The organism is Streptomyces sp. NPDC043870 (assembly GCF_056435785.1).
Genome location: NZ_JBWKDT010000009.1, coordinates 131,224 through 146,950, shown reverse-complemented (window position 1 = coordinate 146,950; position 15,727 = coordinate 131,224). Strand labels below are relative to the sequence as shown.

The 15,727-nt window shown below is 70.7% G+C and carries 13 protein-coding genes and 1 pseudogene; 8 read left to right on the top strand and 6 right to left on the bottom strand.

Going from position 1 to position 15,727, the window contains the following annotated elements; all coding sequences use genetic code 11:
* Positions 1-315: 315 nt before the first annotated feature.
* Together AC0699_RS14585 and AC0699_RS14580 are read left to right on the top strand one after the other, a co-directional pair.
* Positions 316-465 carry a hypothetical protein gene (locus tag AC0699_RS14585; protein WP_478659772.1) on the top strand — a complete coding sequence of 50 codons (150 nt, stop codon included), beginning with the start codon at positions 316-318 and terminating at the stop codon, positions 463-465.
* A 430-nt stretch (positions 466-895) separates the two neighbouring features.
* Entirely contained in the window at positions 896-2,527 is a 1,632-nt protein-coding gene (locus AC0699_RS14580; protein ID WP_478659771.1) for a phospholipase D-like domain-containing protein, read from the top strand.
* Positions 2,528-2,605: 78 nt separating this feature from the next.
* Here the strand turns inward: AC0699_RS14580 and gcl are convergent, their stop codons facing one another.
* On the bottom strand, positions 2,606-4,393 hold the full coding sequence (gcl, locus tag AC0699_RS14575) for a glyoxylate carboligase (protein ID WP_478659769.1): 1,788 nt from the start codon (positions 4,391-4,393) through the stop codon (positions 2,606-2,608).
* A gap of 249 nt (positions 4,394-4,642) precedes the next feature.
* Here gcl and AC0699_RS14570 point away from each other — a divergent pair, with 249 nt between their 5' ends.
* Complete coding sequence (locus AC0699_RS14570) at positions 4,643-5,557, top strand: hypothetical protein (protein ID WP_478659767.1); 915 nt, start codon at positions 4,643-4,645, stop codon at positions 5,555-5,557.
* A gap of 120 nt (positions 5,558-5,677) precedes the next feature.
* Positions 5,678-6,193, top strand: a complete 516-nt coding sequence (locus tag AC0699_RS14565; protein ID WP_478659765.1) for a GNAT family N-acetyltransferase — start codon at positions 5,678-5,680, stop codon at positions 6,191-6,193.
* Here the strand turns inward: AC0699_RS14565 and AC0699_RS14560 are convergent.
* A complete protein-coding gene (locus tag AC0699_RS14560) occupies positions 6,184-7,785 on the bottom strand; it encodes an AMP-binding protein (protein ID WP_478659764.1) in 1,602 nt (533 codons plus the stop codon). The two genes, AC0699_RS14565 and AC0699_RS14560, sit on opposite strands and share 10 nt — an antisense overlap.
* Positions 7,782-9,470, bottom strand: coding sequence for an AMP-binding protein (locus AC0699_RS14555; RefSeq protein WP_478659762.1), 1,689 nt, complete (start codon positions 9,468-9,470; stop codon positions 7,782-7,784). Before AC0699_RS14555 ends, AC0699_RS14560 begins: the two co-directional genes overlap by 4 nt.
* 104 nt (positions 9,471-9,574) lie before the next feature.
* Between AC0699_RS14555 and AC0699_RS14550 the strand changes: the two genes are divergently transcribed.
* The 3 genes from AC0699_RS14550 to AC0699_RS14540 all read left to right on the top strand — a co-directional run bounded on the left by AC0699_RS14550 (position 9,575) and on the right by AC0699_RS14540 (position 12,086).
* Positions 9,575-10,411 (top strand): helix-turn-helix transcriptional regulator, encoded by an 837-nt coding sequence (locus tag AC0699_RS14550; protein ID WP_469769713.1) that lies wholly within the window; start codon positions 9,575-9,577, stop codon positions 10,409-10,411.
* A 316-nt stretch (positions 10,412-10,727) separates the two neighbouring features.
* The gene (locus AC0699_RS14545; protein WP_478659759.1) at positions 10,728-11,375 is read left to right on the top strand and encodes a LysE family translocator; all 648 of its coding nucleotides are present in this window, start codon (positions 10,728-10,730) and stop codon (positions 11,373-11,375) included.
* Positions 11,376-11,543: 168 nt separating this feature from the next.
* Positions 11,544-12,086 (top strand): GNAT family N-acetyltransferase, encoded by a 543-nt coding sequence (locus AC0699_RS14540; protein ID WP_478659757.1) that lies wholly within the window; start codon positions 11,544-11,546, stop codon positions 12,084-12,086.
* A 66-nt stretch (positions 12,087-12,152) separates the two neighbouring features.
* On the opposite strand, the gene AC0699_RS14535 is transcribed toward AC0699_RS14540, so the two are convergent.
* Positions 12,153-13,274 carry a winged helix DNA-binding domain-containing protein gene (locus AC0699_RS14535; RefSeq protein ID WP_478659755.1) on the bottom strand — a complete coding sequence of 374 codons (1,122 nt, stop codon included), beginning with the start codon at positions 13,272-13,274 and terminating at the stop codon, positions 12,153-12,155.
* A 166-nt stretch (positions 13,275-13,440) separates the two neighbouring features.
* Between AC0699_RS14535 and AC0699_RS14530 the strand changes: the two genes are divergently transcribed.
* Complete coding sequence (locus tag AC0699_RS14530) at positions 13,441-14,601, top strand: magnesium and cobalt transport protein CorA (protein ID WP_478659753.1); 1,161 nt, start codon at positions 13,441-13,443, stop codon at positions 14,599-14,601.
* 17 nt (positions 14,602-14,618) lie between these two features.
* Here AC0699_RS14530 and AC0699_RS14525 read toward each other — a convergent pair.
* Together AC0699_RS14525 and AC0699_RS14520 are read right to left on the bottom strand one after the other, a co-directional pair.
* A pseudogene (locus AC0699_RS14525) lies at positions 14,619-14,843 on the bottom strand (SbtR family transcriptional regulator); the annotation flags it as partial.
* A gap of 293 nt (positions 14,844-15,136) precedes the next feature.
* Entirely contained in the window at positions 15,137-15,703 is a 567-nt protein-coding gene (locus AC0699_RS14520) for a TetR/AcrR family transcriptional regulator (protein WP_478659752.1), read from the bottom strand.
* Positions 15,704-15,727 lie beyond the last annotated feature (24 nt).

The following is a 15,727-nucleotide window of genomic DNA, read 5'->3' as shown; positions in this document are numbered from 1 at the left end:
CAATTTCCGCCTGATTTGACCCAAAACTCCGCGCATAGGTAATTTCTATCGCTTTGAGGTGCCGATCACAGGACGGTCAGGGCGGAAGCAGGCCGCGGTGGAACCGCAGGGTGATGCCGGCCGTCCCGCCGCCGAGCGTCGGGGGCCCGGACGGGTCGAGACCAGCCCCGGGCGCGTTGCTCGAAGAGTCCGCCTGAGCGGCAATTCCCGCGACATCCCTGCGGGAGCGCTGCCCCCACCCGGCGCGTGGTCGCGGCCGGTGCACCGATGCCGGCGGCGGCGGTCGCGATCGCGGCCGCCCGAACGCTTCCCGCGATGCCCGAGCTCACCGCCGCACCGCCGCACCGCCGCACCGCCGCACCGCCGCACCGCCGCACCGGCCATGGTCGTCGCGGCCGTCGGCAGGGGCCTGCGCCGTGCGCCCTGGCCACCCTGCTCGCCGCCCGCGCCCGCGCCCGCGCGTGAGCGAACCGCCTCCCCTGAGCCCGATCCACCGGACAGGCCCTGGACCTGTCCCCGTCAGAAAGGGACAACGGCCAACGCTCTCAACGCACTTCCTCTCCGGCCGCGAGCTTGGTGATCGCCCTCGCCGGCTGCACCGCCTGCTTCTCGGGCGTCGTCGAGTGACTCCGTGCGCCACGCCGACCGATCCACCCGTGCTGGTGACGGCAACGGCCGAGGGCGCGGATGGCCGCACGTGCGCAGGGGACGGCGACCTCGTACGGCTCGGAAACAGCACGGCTCGAGTGACGGCTCCGCGGTGCGCACCGCTTTCCGACTGCCTGGTAACTTCATCGAGTTGATCATCCACCGTGGCCCCGCCGGCCTGTGGACCACTGCGCGCTGCCCTGCCGTGCCGCGCCTGATCAGCACGCCAGGAACACCCTGACCACTCGTGAAGGATGCCGAATTGACCCGCTTCCGGCTCAACCGTTTATCCCGCCTCGCGGGGACCGCTGCGGTCTTCGCCCTCGCCGCCTCCGTACTGCCCGCCACCCCGGCGCTCGCCGAGTCGTCCACGCCGCACCTCGACGCCGTCGAGCGGACCCTGCGGCAGGTGTCACCAGGACTCGAAGGCCATGTGTGGGAGCGCACGAGCGGTAACAAGCTGGAGGGTTCCTCGGGCAACTCCTCGGACTGGCTGCTGCAGACCCCCGGCTGCTGGGGCGACGCCACCTGTGCCGGGCGTTCCGGTACCGAGCGGCTGCTGGCGAAGATGACCGAGAACATCTCGAAGGCAACGCGTACGGTCGACATATCCACCCTGGCGCCGTTTCCGGACGGGGCGTTCCAGGATGCGATCGTCGCGGGCCTCAAGAGCTCGGCCGGGGCCGGCAACAAGCTCAAGGTGCGCGTTCTCGTCGGGGCCGCGCCGATCTACCACATGAACGTGGTTCCGTCGAAGTACCGCGACGAGCTGCGGTCCGAACTGGGCAAGGCCGCCGACGGCATCACCCTGAACGTCGCGTCGATGACGACCTCCAAGACCGCGTTCTCGTGGAACCACTCGAAGCTCCTTGTGGTGGACGGCCAGTCGGTGATCACCGGCGGCATCAACAGCTGGAAGAACGACTACATCGACACCACTCACCCGGTGTCCGACGTCGACCTCGCGCTCACCGGTCCCGCCGCGGGATCCGCCGGCAGGTACCTGGACGAACTCTGGGCCTGGACGTGCCGGAACAAGGGCAATTTCGCCAAGGTCTGGTTCGCCTCGTCCCCCGGCGCGGACTGCATGCCGGCGATGGAGAAGGACTCCAACCCCGCGCAGGCCCCCGCGACCGGAACGGTCCCGGTGATCGCCGTCGGCGGCCTCGGTGTCGGAATCAGGGACTCCGACCCGCTGTCGGCGTTCCGGCCGGCGCTGCCGACCGCGTCCGACACCAAGTGCGTCGTCGGCCTGCCCGACCGCACCAACGCCGACCGCGACTACGACACGGTCAATCCGGAGGAGAGTGCCCTGCGGGCGCTGATCGACAGCGCGAGCAGCCACATCGAGATCTCCCAGCAGGACCTCAACGCCACATGTCCTCCGCTGCCGCGGTACGACATCCGCCTGTACGACGCCCTCGCGGCGAAGCTGGCTGCCGGTGTGAAGGTCCGCATCGTGGTCAGCGATCCCGCCAACCGCGGTGCGGTCGGCAGCGGCGGCTACTCGCAGATCAAGTCGCTGAACGAGATCCGCGATGTGCTGCGGAGCCGCCTCGCTCTGATCACCGGTGGCGGGCAGCAGGCGACGGCGGCGATGTGCAGCAGCCTGCAGCTGGCCGCCGGTCGTCACTCCGACGCCGCCGCCTGGGCCGACGGCAAGCCGTACGCGCAGCACCACAAGCTGGTTTCGGTGGACGGATCGGCCTTCTACATCGGATCGAAGAACCTCTACCCCGCCTGGCTGCAGGACTTCGGCTACATCGTGGAGAGCCCGGAGGCTGCAGGACAGCTCTCCGCCGAGCTGCTGGCCCCGCAGTGGAAGTACGCGCAGGCGACCGCCACCTTCGACTACGCCCGGGGGATCTGCCAGGGCTGACGTGGCGGTGGACCCGGCACACGAAGCGGCCCCGCCCGGCAGTCGCCGGGCGGGGCCGTCGCTTCCGCAGCCTTGCCGTCAGACCTTGAGCGCCTTGACGGCCGTGGGTGCGTGGCCCGGCTCGGTCGCGAGCTCCTCGAACTCGGAGATGTCGCTGATGTCCATGGTGCGGCTCATCGAGATGTTGGTGATCCGCTCCAGGATCGCCTCGACGACGACCGGCACCCGGTACTCGGCGGCGAGCTTCTTCGCCTCCTCGAAGGCGGGCAGCAGCTGGTCCGGCTCGGTGACGCGGATGGCCTTGCAGCCCAGGCCCTCGGCGACCTTGACGTGGTCGACGCCGTAGACGCCGAGCTCCGGCGCGTTGATGTTCTCGAACTCCAGGTTGACCTGGAAGTTGATGTCCAGGCCCATCTGCGCCTGACGGATCAGGCCCAGGTAGGAGTTGTTCACGAGGACGTGGACGTACGGGATGCGGTGCTGGGCGCCGACCGCCAGCTCCTCGATCATGAACTGGAAGTCGTAGTCGCCGGAGAGCGCGACGACCTGGGCCTCCGGGTCGGCGGTGGCGACACCGAGCGCGGCCGGGATGGTCCAGCCGAGCGGGCCCGCCTGGCCGCAGTTGATCCAGTGGCGCGGCTTGTAGACATGCAGCATCTGGGCGCCGGCGATCTGGGAGAGGCCGATGGTGGTGACGTAGCGCGTCTCCGGGCCGAAGGCCTTGTTCATCTCCTCGTACACGCGCTGCGGCTTGAGCGGCACGTTGTCGAAGTGCGTACGGCGCTGCAGGGTGGCCTTGCGCTCCTGCGTGGAGGCGATCCACTCGCTGCGGTCGGGCAGCTTGCCGGCGGCCTTCAGCTCCTTGGCGACCTCGACGAAGAGCTCCAGCGCGGCCTTCGCGTCCGAGGCGATGCCGTAGTCCGGGGCGAAGATCTTGCCGATCTGGGTGGGCTCGATGTCCACGTGGACGAACTTGCGGCCCTTGGTGTAGACGTCGAGCTTGTAGCCGGTGTGGCGGTTGGCCCAGCGGTTGCCGATGCCGAGGACGAAGTCGGACTCCAGGAAGTTCGCGTTGCCGTAGCGGTGCGAGGTCTGGACGCCGACCATGCCGGCGTTCAGCTCGTGGTCGTCGGGCAGGGTGCCCCAGCCCATCAGGGTGGGGATGACCGGCGTGCCGGTGATCTCGGCGAACTCGACCAGCAGATCGGTGGCGTCGGCGCTGATGATGCCGCCGCCGGCGACGATCAGCGGGCGCTCAGACTCCAGCAGGAAGGAGATCGCCTTCTCGATCTGGGCGCGGGTCGCGGCGGGCTTGTAGACCGGCAGCGGCTCGTACGTCTCCGGGTCGAACTCGATCTCGGTGAGCTGGACGTCGATCGGCAGGTCGATGAGGACCGGGCCGGGGCGCCCGGAGCGCATCAGGTGGAAGGCCTGCTGGAAGACGCCCGGGACCTGCGCGGCCTCCAGGACGGTCGTGGCGGCCTTGGTGACCGGCTTGGCGATCGACGCGATGTCGACGGCCTGGAAGTCCTCCTTGTGGATCACGGAGGTCGGCGCCTGGCCGGTGATGCAGAGGATCGGAATCGAGTCACCGATGGCGGAGTAGAGGCCGGTGATCATGTCGGTGCCGGCGGGGCCGGACGTACCGATGCAGACACCGATGTTCCCGGGGCTGGTCCGGGTGTAGCCCTCGGCCATGTGCGAGGCGCCCTCGACATGGCGGGCGAGGGTGTGGTCGATGCCGCCGCCCTCTTCGAGGGCCTTGTAGAAGGGGTTGATCGCCGCGCCCGGCACACCGAACGCGTTGGTGACGCCTTCGCGCTTGAGGATCTCAACTGCCGCTCGGGCGGCGGTCATACGGGGCATGGAGTGCTCCTGCTTCGGCCTGGCGGATCGGGCTCTGTCGCGCCACCTGAGAGCGTCGATTCCGAGCTTGTTCCGTGCTTTTCCGCGATGCGGAAGTGTGTTTCTACTATCCGGAATCAATTTAGGCCGCCTCCCGGACGGCGTCAAGGGAGGGGCCTGGCAGCGATGGCCGAAGTCCCTCCCCAAGGCGTCTCGGTTGGTGGACGATGGACCACGAGGCGTGGCCGACAGCGCCGAAGGGGGACAGCCATGGGAGATCACGTACCGGTGCGCTGCCCGGTCTGCCGCCGTACGCACACGTTCGCGTCGCCCGTCTATCCGTGCGCCTGCGGGGCGCCGCTCGCCCCGCCACTGCTCCGGGGCGCCCCCTGTGAGCCGATACGGCGCCGCACATGGACCGACGACTGGGTCACCGTCCGGTGTCAGGCGTGCGGGCGGCAGGACCAGTGGCCGCAGCCGGAGCTGGGCTGCCCGTGCGGCACGGTCCTGCGCGTCCCGGTCCGGCCGGTGACGGCCGCCCCGACGTCGTCCGCGGGGGCGGCAGCGTCACCACGGGCCGCTTCCGCCGCCTCGGGCGCGGCGGGACCGGTGCCGGGCGGGCCGGGGTCAGGCACACCCGGATCCGGCGGCCCGGGGTCCGGCGCCGCCTCCCCGTCCGCACCGTCTCCCACCCCGGCGCCGGGATCTCCCGCCTCGTCCACCGCGGACTCCGGCTCGGAGGCGAGCGACGGCGCGACGGGCCGGCCCTCGCCCATCCCGCTGCCCCGCACGACCTCCGTGCCGCGCCCGACCTTCCACCCGGTCACGATCCGCACCGCGCGCGACGCGGTGACCGCCGCCGCGCTGTATCTGCGCTGGCTGGGATTCCATGAGGTCGTCCAGCCGGAGGAGCGGTCCACCAGCGGGATCGATCTGCGCGGACCCGGTCTGGTCGCCCAGGTGGACCCCACCACCCGCCCGGCCACCCTGCGCGCCGTCGAATGCCTGTGGCTGAACGGGCTGAGCGCGTCCTCGGTCAGCGTCTTCTTCTCCCTCGCGGGGTACGCGGCGGACGCCCGGGCCCGCGCCGACGATCTCGGCGTCCCGCTGTTCGTCATGGACCTCACCGGCACCCCACAGCCGGTGAACGGTCCCGCGGACGAGCTTCTGTCGGCCGGCGCCTGACGGTGGACGTCCGCGGCATCCCGTACGACACGGACAGCGGTCGTGCCGGGCGGCTGTCGCGCGGCGGTTCGTGGTGACGGCGGCGGCCCGGCCGGGCGGTCCCTGAGCGATACTCGCCGTATGCGCATCCGACCGGCCGCCCGCGCCGAACTTCCGCTCCTCCAGGACATCGAAAGGGCCGCCGGGGAACCCTTCCGCGCCCTCGGCATGGCGTCGATCGCCGACGACGAGCCGCCGGCGCTCGACGTCCTGGAGCAGTACCGCCAAGGCGGCCACGCCTGGGTGACGGCGGACGGGGACGGCCTTCCCGTCGCGTATCTGCTCTGCGACCCGGTCGACGGGGCCGCCCACATCGAGCAGTTGTCGGTCCACCCGGCCGTCGCCCGGCGCGGTCTGGGCCGCGGCCTGATCGACCATCTGGCGGCGGTGGCCGCGGCCGAGGGCCTGACCGCCCTCACGCTGACGACGTTCACCGAGGTCCCGTGGAACGCGCCGTACTACGCGCGCCTCGGCTTCCGGACGCTGGGCGACGGCGAACTCACCCAGGGTCTGCGGGAGATCCGGCACGCGGAGGCCGAACACGGCCTGGACCGCTGGCCCCGGGTGTGCATGCGCCGGGACGTGGTTCAGCCGTAGCGCTCCCGCAGCTCCACCTTCCGCACCTTGCCGCTCACCGTCATCGGGAAGGCGTCGAGGATCTCCAGCCGCCGGGGGATCTTGTAGTGCGCGAGCTGTTCGCGGCAGAACGCGGCGAGGTCGGCCAACGTCGGCGGATCGTCCGGGTCGCGGGGGACCACGCAGGCCAGGATCTCCTCGCCGTACTTCTCGTCCGGCACGCCGACCACCTGGACGTCAGCGATCTTCGGGTGCCCGTACAGGAACTCCTCGATCTCGCGTGGATACACGTTCTCGCCACCACGGATGATCATGTCCTTGATGCGACCGACGATCTGGACGCAGCCGTCGTCACGGATCACCGCGAGGTCGCCCGTGTGCATCCAGCGGCCGGGGTCGATGGCCTCGGCGGTCTTCTCCGGCTCGTTCCAGTAGCCGAGCATCACGCTGTAGCCGCGGGTGCACAGCTCGCCCGCCTCACCGCGCGGGAGGGTGACGCCGGTGGCCGGGTCGGTGACCTTGACCTCGACGTGCGGGAGCACCCGGCCGACCGTGCCGGTGCGGCGCTCCAGGTCGTCGTCGCGCCGGGTCTGGGTGGAGACCGGGGAGGTCTCCGTCATGCCGTAACAGATCGACACCTCCGCCATGTTCATCTCGGCGACGACGCGCTTCATCACCTCCACCGGGCAGGGCGAGCCCGCCATGATCCCGGTACGGAGCGAACTCAGGTCGTACGTCCCGAAGCCGGGGAGGTTCAGCTCCGCGATGAACATCGTCGGGACGCCGTAGAGCGACGTGCAGCGCTCCTGCTGCACGGCCCGCAGCGTGGCGGCAGGATCGAAGGACGGCCCCGGGATGACGATGCACGCACCGTGCGACGTGGCGCCCAGATTGCCCATGACCATGCCGAAGCAGTGGTAGAAGGGCACCGGAAGACAGACCCGGTCCTGCTCGGTGTAGCCGATCATCTCCCCGACGAAATAGCCGTTGTTGAGGATGTTGTGGTGGGAGAGGGTCGCGCCCTTGGGGAATCCGGTGGTGCCGGAGGTGTACTGGATGTTGACCGCGTCGTCGCAGGACAACTGCGCCTCGCGCGCGGCGAGTTCGTCCGGCCCCACGGACGCCGCCGCCGACAGGAGCTCCGTCCAGCTGTCGTCGCCGATGTACACGGCCTCCCGCAGCCCCGGGCAGTTCCCGCGCACCTGCTCGACGATCGCCCGGTAGTCGCTCGTCTTGTGGGCGAGAGAGGCGAAGAGCAGCGAGATCCCGGCCTGGTTCAGTACGTACTCCACCTCGTGGGCGCGGTACGCCGGGTTGATGTTCACCATGATCGCGCCGATGCGGGCTGTGGCGTACTGCACGAGGACCCACTCCGGACAGTTCACCGCCCAGATGCCGACCCGGTCCCCGTCGGCGATCCCGCGCGCGAGCAGCGCCCTCGCCAGCTCGTCGACGTCCGCGCCGAACTCCGCGTACGTCCAGCGGCGCCCGGACGGTACGTCGACCAGCGCCTCGCGCTCGCCGTGTGCCGCGATCGCCCGGTCCAGGTTCGCGCCGATCGTGTCGCCGAGCAGCTCCGTGCCGCTGACACCGTGCGCGTACGACAGAGTCATCGCAGGTCCCCCTCGTCGTACTCGGCCGCCGAGCCGGCGGCGGTGGCCTCGCGCAGCTCGATACGGCGGATCTTCCCGGAGACGGTCTTCGGCAGCTCGCCGAACTCCAGCTTGCGGACGCGCTTGTACGGCGCCAGCACCGCGCGCGAATGCGCGAAGATCTCCTTCGCCGTCCCGGGTCCCGGGTCCCAGCCTGCCGCGAGCACCACGTACGCCTTGGGGACGGCGAGGCGCAGCGGGTCCGGCGCGGGCACCACCGCGGCCTCCGCCACCGCCTCGTGCTCCAGGAGCGCGCTCTCCAGCTCGAACGGCGAGATCTTGTAGTCGGACGCCTTGAAGACGTCGTCGGCGCGGCCCACGTAGGTGATGTACCCGTCGGCGTCGCGCGAGCCGATGTCGCCGGTGCGGTAGTAGCCGCCCGCCATCGCCTCCGCCGTACGCTCGGCGTCGCCGTGGTAGCCGGTCATCAGGCCCACCGGCCGGTCCGACAGATCGAGGGAGATCTCGCCCTCCTCGGCGCCCGGCTTCCCGCTGACGGGGTCGATGAGTTCAACGCGGAAGCCTGGGCTCGGGCGGCCCATCGAGCCCGCTTTCAGCAGCTGGCCGGGGCTGTTGGAGACCTGGACCGCCGTCTCGGTCTGTCCGAAGCCGTCCCGGATGGTCACACCCCATGCGCGGCGTACCGTCTCGATCACTTCGGGGTTGAGCGGCTCTCCGGCCGCGACGACCTCCCTCGGGGGTGTCCGCAGCCGGCTCAGGTCCGCCTGGATCAGCATCCGCCACACGGTGGGCGGGGCGCAGAAGCTGGTGACGCCCGCGTCGTCCATCTCCGCCATCAGCCGGGCCGGGTCGAAGCGGGTGTAGTTGTGGATGAAGACGGTCGCCTCCGCGTTCCACGGCGCGAAGAGGTTCGACCAGGCGTGCTTGGCCCAGCCGGGTGACGAGATGTTGAGATGGACGTCGCCCGGCTGGAGCCCGATCCAGTACATCGTGGCCAGATGGCCGACGGGGTAGGAGACATGGGTGTGCTCGACGAGCTTGGGGTGGGCGGTCGTGCCGGAGGTGAAGTACAGCATCAGCGGGTCGTCGGCGCGGGTGGGCCCGCCGGGCTCGAAGTTCTCGGACGCGTCGTACGCCTGCTCGTAGGCGAGCCATCCGTCCGCCGCGCGCTCCCCGCGCTCCCCGACGACGATGCGGGTGTACTCCCCCGGCACGTCGGCGAACTTGGCGGTGTCCTCGGCCCGGACGATCGCGTGCCGGACCTGGCCCCGTTCGATCCGGTCCCGCAGATCGACCGGGCCCAGCAGCGGCGTCGCGGGGATGACCACGGCGCGCAGCTTCATCGCGGCGAGCGCGGTCTCCCACAGCTCGGCCTGGTTGGCGAGCATCACGAGGATCCGGTCTCCCGCGCGGACGCCCTGCTCCCGCAGCCAGTTCGCCGCCCGGTTCGACCGCGCGGACATCTCGGCGAAGGTGAGCCGGGTGGCCGGGCCGTCCTCCTCGACAATGTGCAGCGCGGTCCGGTCGTTACCGGCGGCGATCGCGTCGAACCAGTCCAGGGCCCAGTTGAACCGCTCGAAACGGGGCCAGCTGAATCCTTCGTACGCCGCCGCGTAGTCCTCCCTGTGCTGCAGCAGGAAATCCCGGGCCGCCCGGAACCTCTCGGTCTCGCTGCCTGCCGTCATGTGCCCTCCTCGTTGCGGGACCCGTCAGTGGCATCGTGTAATCGGTGACGCAGGTCTCACTACCCCCGTACGGGGGTGCTGTGCTGTCGGGAGGACCGGAACACATGACCTCAGTGGCGGAGGCGGTCGAGATACGGGCGGCACTGCTGCGGCTCCGCCGCGCCACCGGACTGCAGATCGCCTTCGGCGGACTGCTGCACGAGCCGCGGCAGATGCGGATCGCCGAGCTGAACGGGGCGCTGACGGGCGCGCTGCGCGGGCTGGCGATCTGGTCGGGCAACGGTCTTGGCGGAAAGGCGATCGCGCTGTCTCGGCCGTGTGCGGTGACCGACTATCCCGCGGCCCGGCACATCAGCCACGAGTACGACACGGCGGTGGCGGCCGAGGGGCTGCGGTCGGTGGTCGCGGTGCCCGTGGTCGTACGCCGGAAGGTACGGGGCGTGCTGTACGGGGCGCTGCGTACGCCGCTGCCGCTGGGCGAGCGCACGCTGGACGCCGCGGTGGCCGCCGCGCGGGACGTGGAGCAGACGCTGGCCGTCCAGGACGAGGTGCAGCGGCTGCTGGCCGTGGCGCGCGAACCGGATCCCGGCCCCGGTGGCCGGCACGCCTGGGAGGAGGTCCGCGAGGTCCACCGCGAACTGCGCGCCCTGGCACCACGGATCGCCGACGCGTCGCTGCGCGAGGACCTGCTCTCCGTATGCGGGCGGCTCGCCGCCACGGGCCCTTCGGCCGCCCGTGTCCCGGGCGTCGCACTCGCGCCGCGCGAGCTGGACGTCCTCGCCTGCGTCGCCGGCGGCTCGACCAACGCGGCCGCGGCCGACCGCCTGGGGCTGCGCCCGGAGACGGTCAAGGGCTACCTCCGCGCCGCGATGCGCAAGCTGGGTGCGCACACGCGCCTGGAGGCGGTGGTGGCGGCCCGGCGGGCGGGGCTGCTGCCCTAGGCCCTGTCCGGGCGATCTTGTCGGGGCCGCGACGACAGCTACGGCACCGCGCTGCGTTGTCGGAGTCGCCCAAGTACGTCCAGCACAAGGGCGATCCTCCGCCTTGCGATGCACCGCATCTGACGCCGCGGCCTGTTCCTCGAAGATCGCCCGGACAGGGCCTAGACGTGGGATGCGGGGCGGGGGCGGCGGGGGCGTGCCCCGGCCGCCGCCGTGCAAGGCCGATGGCGCCCCGGGCGAGGTCCGCACGTGAGACCGTGTGCGGGCGCGCCGAGACGCGAAGTGGTCGCGGCGGCGGACGACGGAGGTGTACGGCATGGTGTCGGCGGATCGGGTGCTCGCGTTCGCGGCGATGTCACTCCTGGTGATCGTGATCCCGGGGCCGAGCGTGCTGTTCGTGATCGGGCGTGCACTGGCCCATGGCCGGCGTACCGCGCTGGCGACGGTGATCGGCAATGTCTTCGGCTCGTATGTCCTCGTGGTCGCCGTCGCGTTCGGTGTCGGCTCGCTCGTGGAGAGCTCCGTGACCGTGTTCCTCGTGGTGAAGCTCGCCGGCGCCGCGTATCTGGTCCTTCTGGGCGTCCAGGCGTTCAGGCACCGCAAGGAGCTGAATGCCTCGGCCATCGCGGCCGCACCGGCGAGCCCGGCGCACGGTGATCTGCGCACGGTCCTCGACGGGATGGTCGTCGGGGTCACCAACCCCAAGGGGATCGTCTTCTTCGCCGCCGTACTCCCCCAGTTCGTGGACCACTCCCAGGGCAGCGTTCCCGCGCAGATGCTGGTGCTGGGTCTGGTCCCGATCGCGATCGGACTGGTCACGGACACCCTGTGGGGGCTCGGCGCCGCGGCCGCGCGGAACTGGTTCGCCCGCTCGGAGCGGCGGCTCTCCCTCGTCGGCGGAGCGGGCGGCTTCGCGATGATCGGGCTCGGGGTGACGGTCGCGGCGACGGGTCGCGCGGACTGAAGCGGATGAATGCCGGCTGACCCGGCGGACCGGCGCGGACCGAGCGGCCGATGCCGACGGATCTTCCGGGGCCCGGCGACGCGCTTCCAGGCCCTGGGGCCCGGAAGGTGCCAATGCAGCTGCCTTACTGGTTTGCCGTCGGCGAGCCCGGCCGGATAGGAAGATCGCATGCTAAGGGGCAGCAAGGTCGGGCTCAGGGCCCGACACGAGGACGACATCCCGATCCTGCGGGCAGAGCTCTACGACGACGTGGTCAACGCCTCGCGGGCCGAAGGCCGGCCGTGGCGGCCGATCACGCCCGGCTCGAAGGACTCGCGGCTCGTGGTGGACGACAAGGAGCAAGGGCACGTCCCGTTCTCCGTGGTGGAGTTGGACGGCGGCACGCTGGTCGGCACCGCGACGCTGTGGGGCATCGACAACCACAACCGGTCCGCGCACATCGGCCTCGGACTGCTGCCGTCCGCCCGCGGCAAGGGCTACGGCACCGACGTGGTCGCGGCGCTGTGCCACTACGGTTTCGTCGTGCGCGGCTTGCAGCGGCTGCAGATCGAGACGCTGTCGGACAACGCCGCGATGCTGCGCTCAGCCGAGCGCAACGGTTTCGTCCGCGAGGGCGTGCTGCGCTCCTCGGCCTGGGTGATGGGCGAGTTTCTTGACGAGGTGCTGCTCGGGCTCCTCGTCCAGGACTGGAAGCCGGACTCGCAGGGCTAGGTTGCGCCCGGAGGATCACTCAGTCCGCTCGTCGGTGCGCCGGTAGTGCGCTGGTCGATGCGCCGGTCAGTCCGCGAACACCCCGAACCGCACATCGCGGGTCGTGGCCGAAGTCATCGTGGTGAGCATCCGTTCGCCCTCCTCGGCCACGGCCGCGCGCTGCGTCCGCGTCAGGTTCTCGAAGGGCTGGACGGACAGCGTGGCCGCGTCCCCGGCCTCCTCCAGCCGCCAGATCCCGGCGAGGACTCCGTCGACGAGGAAGACGCAGTAGGGCTGGTTCCCCTTCCAGGTGCGTAGCCTGAACTCCTCCGGGACGAAGCGGGAGCGATCGGCGTGCGAGAGCAGCAGGTTGTCGTACTCGGCAAGGAAGCGCGGCGGGGCTGGGGTGCCGGCGTCCGGACGGGGCGCGTCCGGGAGGTCGAACAGCTCCACGCCGTTCTCGTCCTGGAAGGTGAGAAGCTCGGGGCGCAGCCGCTCGAAGGCGCTCCGCATCCGGGTCAGCCCGGACCAGGTCTGCATGTCCTTCACCGAGGCGGGCCCGAACGCGGCGAGGTAGCGCCGTACGACCGCTTCGGGCTCCGGCGCGGGCTCGACCGGCCCGCCGAACCACTGCTCGGCGGTGGTCAGCATGACCTGGCCGCCGCTGCCCCAGAGTCCGCGCGGGGTGACCTGCACCAGCGGCAGCAGACAGCGCGCGGCGACGGTGAGGGCGAGAGGGTCCGCGTCGGGCCAGCGCGTGAACAGCGCCTCCCGGAGCTCCTTGACCGGGCGGGGGCGTTCCTCGACCAGTTCCCGGCTGAGCGCGGCGAGGCGGTCGAGGTCGACGCCGTTCAGCCGCTTGACAAACATCTTCAGCTCCCGGTCGGGGCCTCCTGCCTGGGCGAACGGGCGGAGGGTGAGGCAGTCGCCCGCGGTGTGCGTATGGATGGTGGACCGCATCGTGACGAGCCGCGCGACCTCCCGCGACTCCATCAGCCCGGAGAGCTCCTGCGGGCGGAATCCGTGCAGCCGGGCGGCGAGTGCGTAGTACGGGGGCTTGACGTTCTGCGCCTGGAGGCCGACGAGGTGCTGTACGGCGGCCTTGACGGTCGGCCGGTTCTCCGGGTCACGGCGCAGCAGCAGCTGGCGCTCCAGCGTGGCGCGGCCCAGCGCCCTGGGACCGAGCACGGGGAGTGTCTTCGAGACCATGACCGGCACGCTACCGACCCTTGCGGACACTTTCTGTCCGCAATAGTGTTCCCGGCGCCGCCATGCCGGTGCGATTCAGCCCGTATATCCTGCTCCGTGGCCGGTCAGGGAGGCCTGTACGCAGCGCGTACGGCGCCGCGTACGTCGCGTGGGAGGTGACCTCAGGATGTCCGACCGACGAGCGCGCCCCGTTCCGATCCCGAAGAAGCCTGCCTGGCGTCGCCGGACGGCCCCCGCCGCGGCCCCGCCCCGGCCGCCGGGACCCGCCGCGCAGCCGCCCGCCTCGGCCCCCGTACAGAAGGACCAGGGCAGCATCGTCCAGGCCGCGCTCTACCGCGACGGCCGCCGCGTCTCGGCGCCCGCGTCGCTCGCCGAGACGTTCCGCCAGCTGCGCGAGGAGCCGGCCGGGATGGCCTGGATAGGTCTGCACCGGCCGTCCGAATCCGAGCTGCTCTCGCTGGCCGAGGAATTCGACCTCCACGAGCTGGCCGTCGAGGACGCGTTGGAGGCCCACCAGCGCCCGAAGCTGGAACGTTACGGCGAAACGCTCTTCGTCGTCCTGCGTGCCGCCCGCTACCTCGACGCCCCGGAGGAGGTCGACTTCGGCGAGCTCCACGTCTTCGTCGGCCGCGACTTCCTGATCACGGTCCGCCACGGCGCCGCCCCTGATCTTTCGGCGGTCCGCCGCCGCATGGAGGGCACCCCCGAGCTGCTGGCGCTCGGCCCGGAGGCGGTCCTCTACGCCATCCTCGACGCGGTCGTCGACGGCTACGCCCCGGTCGTCGCGGGCGTACAGAACGACATCGACGAGATCGAGACCGAGGTCTTCGGCGGCGACCCCGCCGTGTCCCGCCGTATCTACGAACTCGCCCGCGAAATGGTCGAGTTCCAGCGCGCCACCCGTCCCCTGGTGGGCATGCTCCACGGCCTGATGGCGGGATTCGCCAAATACGGCACGGACGAGGAGCTCCAGCGCTACCTCCGCGACGTCGCCGACCACGTCACCCACACCAGCGAGCGCGTCGACGGCTTCCGCCAGGCCCTCGCCGACATCCTGACGGTCAACACGACCCTGGTGACACAGCAGCAGAACGCGGAGATGCGGGCGCTGGCGGAGGCGGGGTTCGAGCAGAACGAGGAGATCAAGAAGATCTCGGCCTGGGCCGCCATCCTGTTCGCGCCCACACTCGTGGGAACGATCTACGGCATGAACTTCGACAACATGCCGGAGCTGCACTGGGGCTTCGGCTACCCCCTGGCAATCGGCCTGATGGGCGTCGTCTGCGTCAGCCTGTACTTCGTCTTCAAACGGCGGGACTGGCTGTAGTCGGTGCAGCCGGACGCTCAGTGCGGCCGGCGCAGTCCTGCGATGAGGAACTCGACCAGTCGACGTGCGTCGTAGCGGGGATCGCTGTCCGCGCCGATGCAGAGGTTCCCGACGCCGCGCATGAGTTCGTAGGCGTCCAGGTCGGATCGAATCTCGCCGGAACCGGCCGCGGCTTCGAGCAGTTGCAGAACGCGATCGGCGGCGCGATCGACACCGGCTTCGGCCCCATCGTCCTCGGACTGCCGGCGCCCTACCCCGCCGACGTCGCACGGTGGGTCACCGACGAGCTCATCAGCACGTCGGACTGAGCCGTGCCTTCTCGGCGAACCACCGCTCGACCCGGCACACCACTGCGGTTCGGCGAAGACACGCTTCCCTGCACGTTGGCAACAGTGCCTCCAGCCGGGCACGCTGAGCATCGGTCAGATCCCCACGTTTCACGAGGGAGTTCATCTCTCCACAGAGTGCCTGACGGGGCACAGCAGCGGCCGGGACGATCCGAGCGGCGTCCGCCGCGCGCCAGGGCGGCCGATGATCACTTGCCTGCGGTCACGGCTTTGAGTTCGTCGAGCGAATCCCGGACGAGTTCCGACATGTCCCGTTGCCCGGCCTCGCCGATCCAACGTGCGTACGCAATCTTGAAGGCGGCCACCCCGACCTCGGCGGCCAGGCTCGCGGTCGGGTCGGTGACGCCGCGTCGGCGCAATGCATCGGCCATCGCCGAGGCGAGTGACGCCAGCTTGATCAGCTCGCGTTCCTGAAGCTCCGAGTTGGCGGCGATGACGGCCTGGCGCCGCCTGGAGAGCTCACGGCGCTCCCGGAACAGATCAGAGGCGGCCTCCAGGGCCGCGGCCACCGCGTCGATCGGCGCCGCCGCATCAGGGGCGGCGGCGAGTGCTGCGACGAGGGATTCCTGCAGGGGGCTGGCGTGAGGGAACAGGACCTCGCGTTTGTCGGCGAAGTGCCGGAAGAACGTTCGCTCCGTGAGTCCCGCCCGCTCGGCGATCTCCTTCACGGTGGTCTGTTCGAACCCGCGCTCGCTGTAGAGCTCCAGCGCCGCCTGTTCCAGCCGACCGTGCGCGTTTGGTTCCCACCGACCCATGCCCCTGATCCTACGCGATGACAA

What these genes read in the sequence shown, in the direction of transcription:
- AC0699_RS14585 (WP_478659772.1), top strand. Translation starts at nt 316, where the DNA reads ATGCCCGAGCTCACCGCCGCACCGCCGCACCGCCGCACCGCCGCACCG.
- gcl (WP_478659769.1), bottom strand. Translation starts at nt 4,393, where the DNA reads ATGCCCCGTATGACCGCCGCCCGAGCGGCAGTTGAGATCCTCAAGCGC.
- AC0699_RS14570 (WP_478659767.1), top strand. Translation starts at nt 4,643, where the DNA reads ATGGGAGATCACGTACCGGTGCGCTGCCCGGTCTGCCGCCGTACGCAC.
- AC0699_RS14565 (WP_478659765.1), top strand. Translation starts at nt 5,678, where the DNA reads ATGCGCATCCGACCGGCCGCCCGCGCCGAACTTCCGCTCCTCCAGGAC.
- AC0699_RS14560 (WP_478659764.1), bottom strand. Translation starts at nt 7,785, where the DNA reads ATGACTCTGTCGTACGCGCACGGTGTCAGCGGCACGGAGCTGCTCGGC.
- AC0699_RS14555 (WP_478659762.1), bottom strand. Translation starts at nt 9,470, where the DNA reads ATGACGGCAGGCAGCGAGACCGAGAGGTTCCGGGCGGCCCGGGATTTC.
- AC0699_RS14550 (WP_469769713.1), top strand. Translation starts at nt 9,575, where the DNA reads ATGACCTCAGTGGCGGAGGCGGTCGAGATACGGGCGGCACTGCTGCGG.
- AC0699_RS14545 (WP_478659759.1), top strand. Translation starts at nt 10,728, where the DNA reads ATGGTGTCGGCGGATCGGGTGCTCGCGTTCGCGGCGATGTCACTCCTG.
- AC0699_RS14540 (WP_478659757.1), top strand. Translation starts at nt 11,544, where the DNA reads ATGCTAAGGGGCAGCAAGGTCGGGCTCAGGGCCCGACACGAGGACGAC.
- AC0699_RS14535 (WP_478659755.1), bottom strand. Translation starts at nt 13,274, where the DNA reads ATGGTCTCGAAGACACTCCCCGTGCTCGGTCCCAGGGCGCTGGGCCGC.
- AC0699_RS14530 (WP_478659753.1), top strand. Translation starts at nt 13,441, where the DNA reads ATGTCCGACCGACGAGCGCGCCCCGTTCCGATCCCGAAGAAGCCTGCC.
- AC0699_RS14520 (WP_478659752.1), bottom strand. Translation starts at nt 15,703, where the DNA reads ATGGGTCGGTGGGAACCAAACGCGCACGGTCGGCTGGAACAGGCGGCG.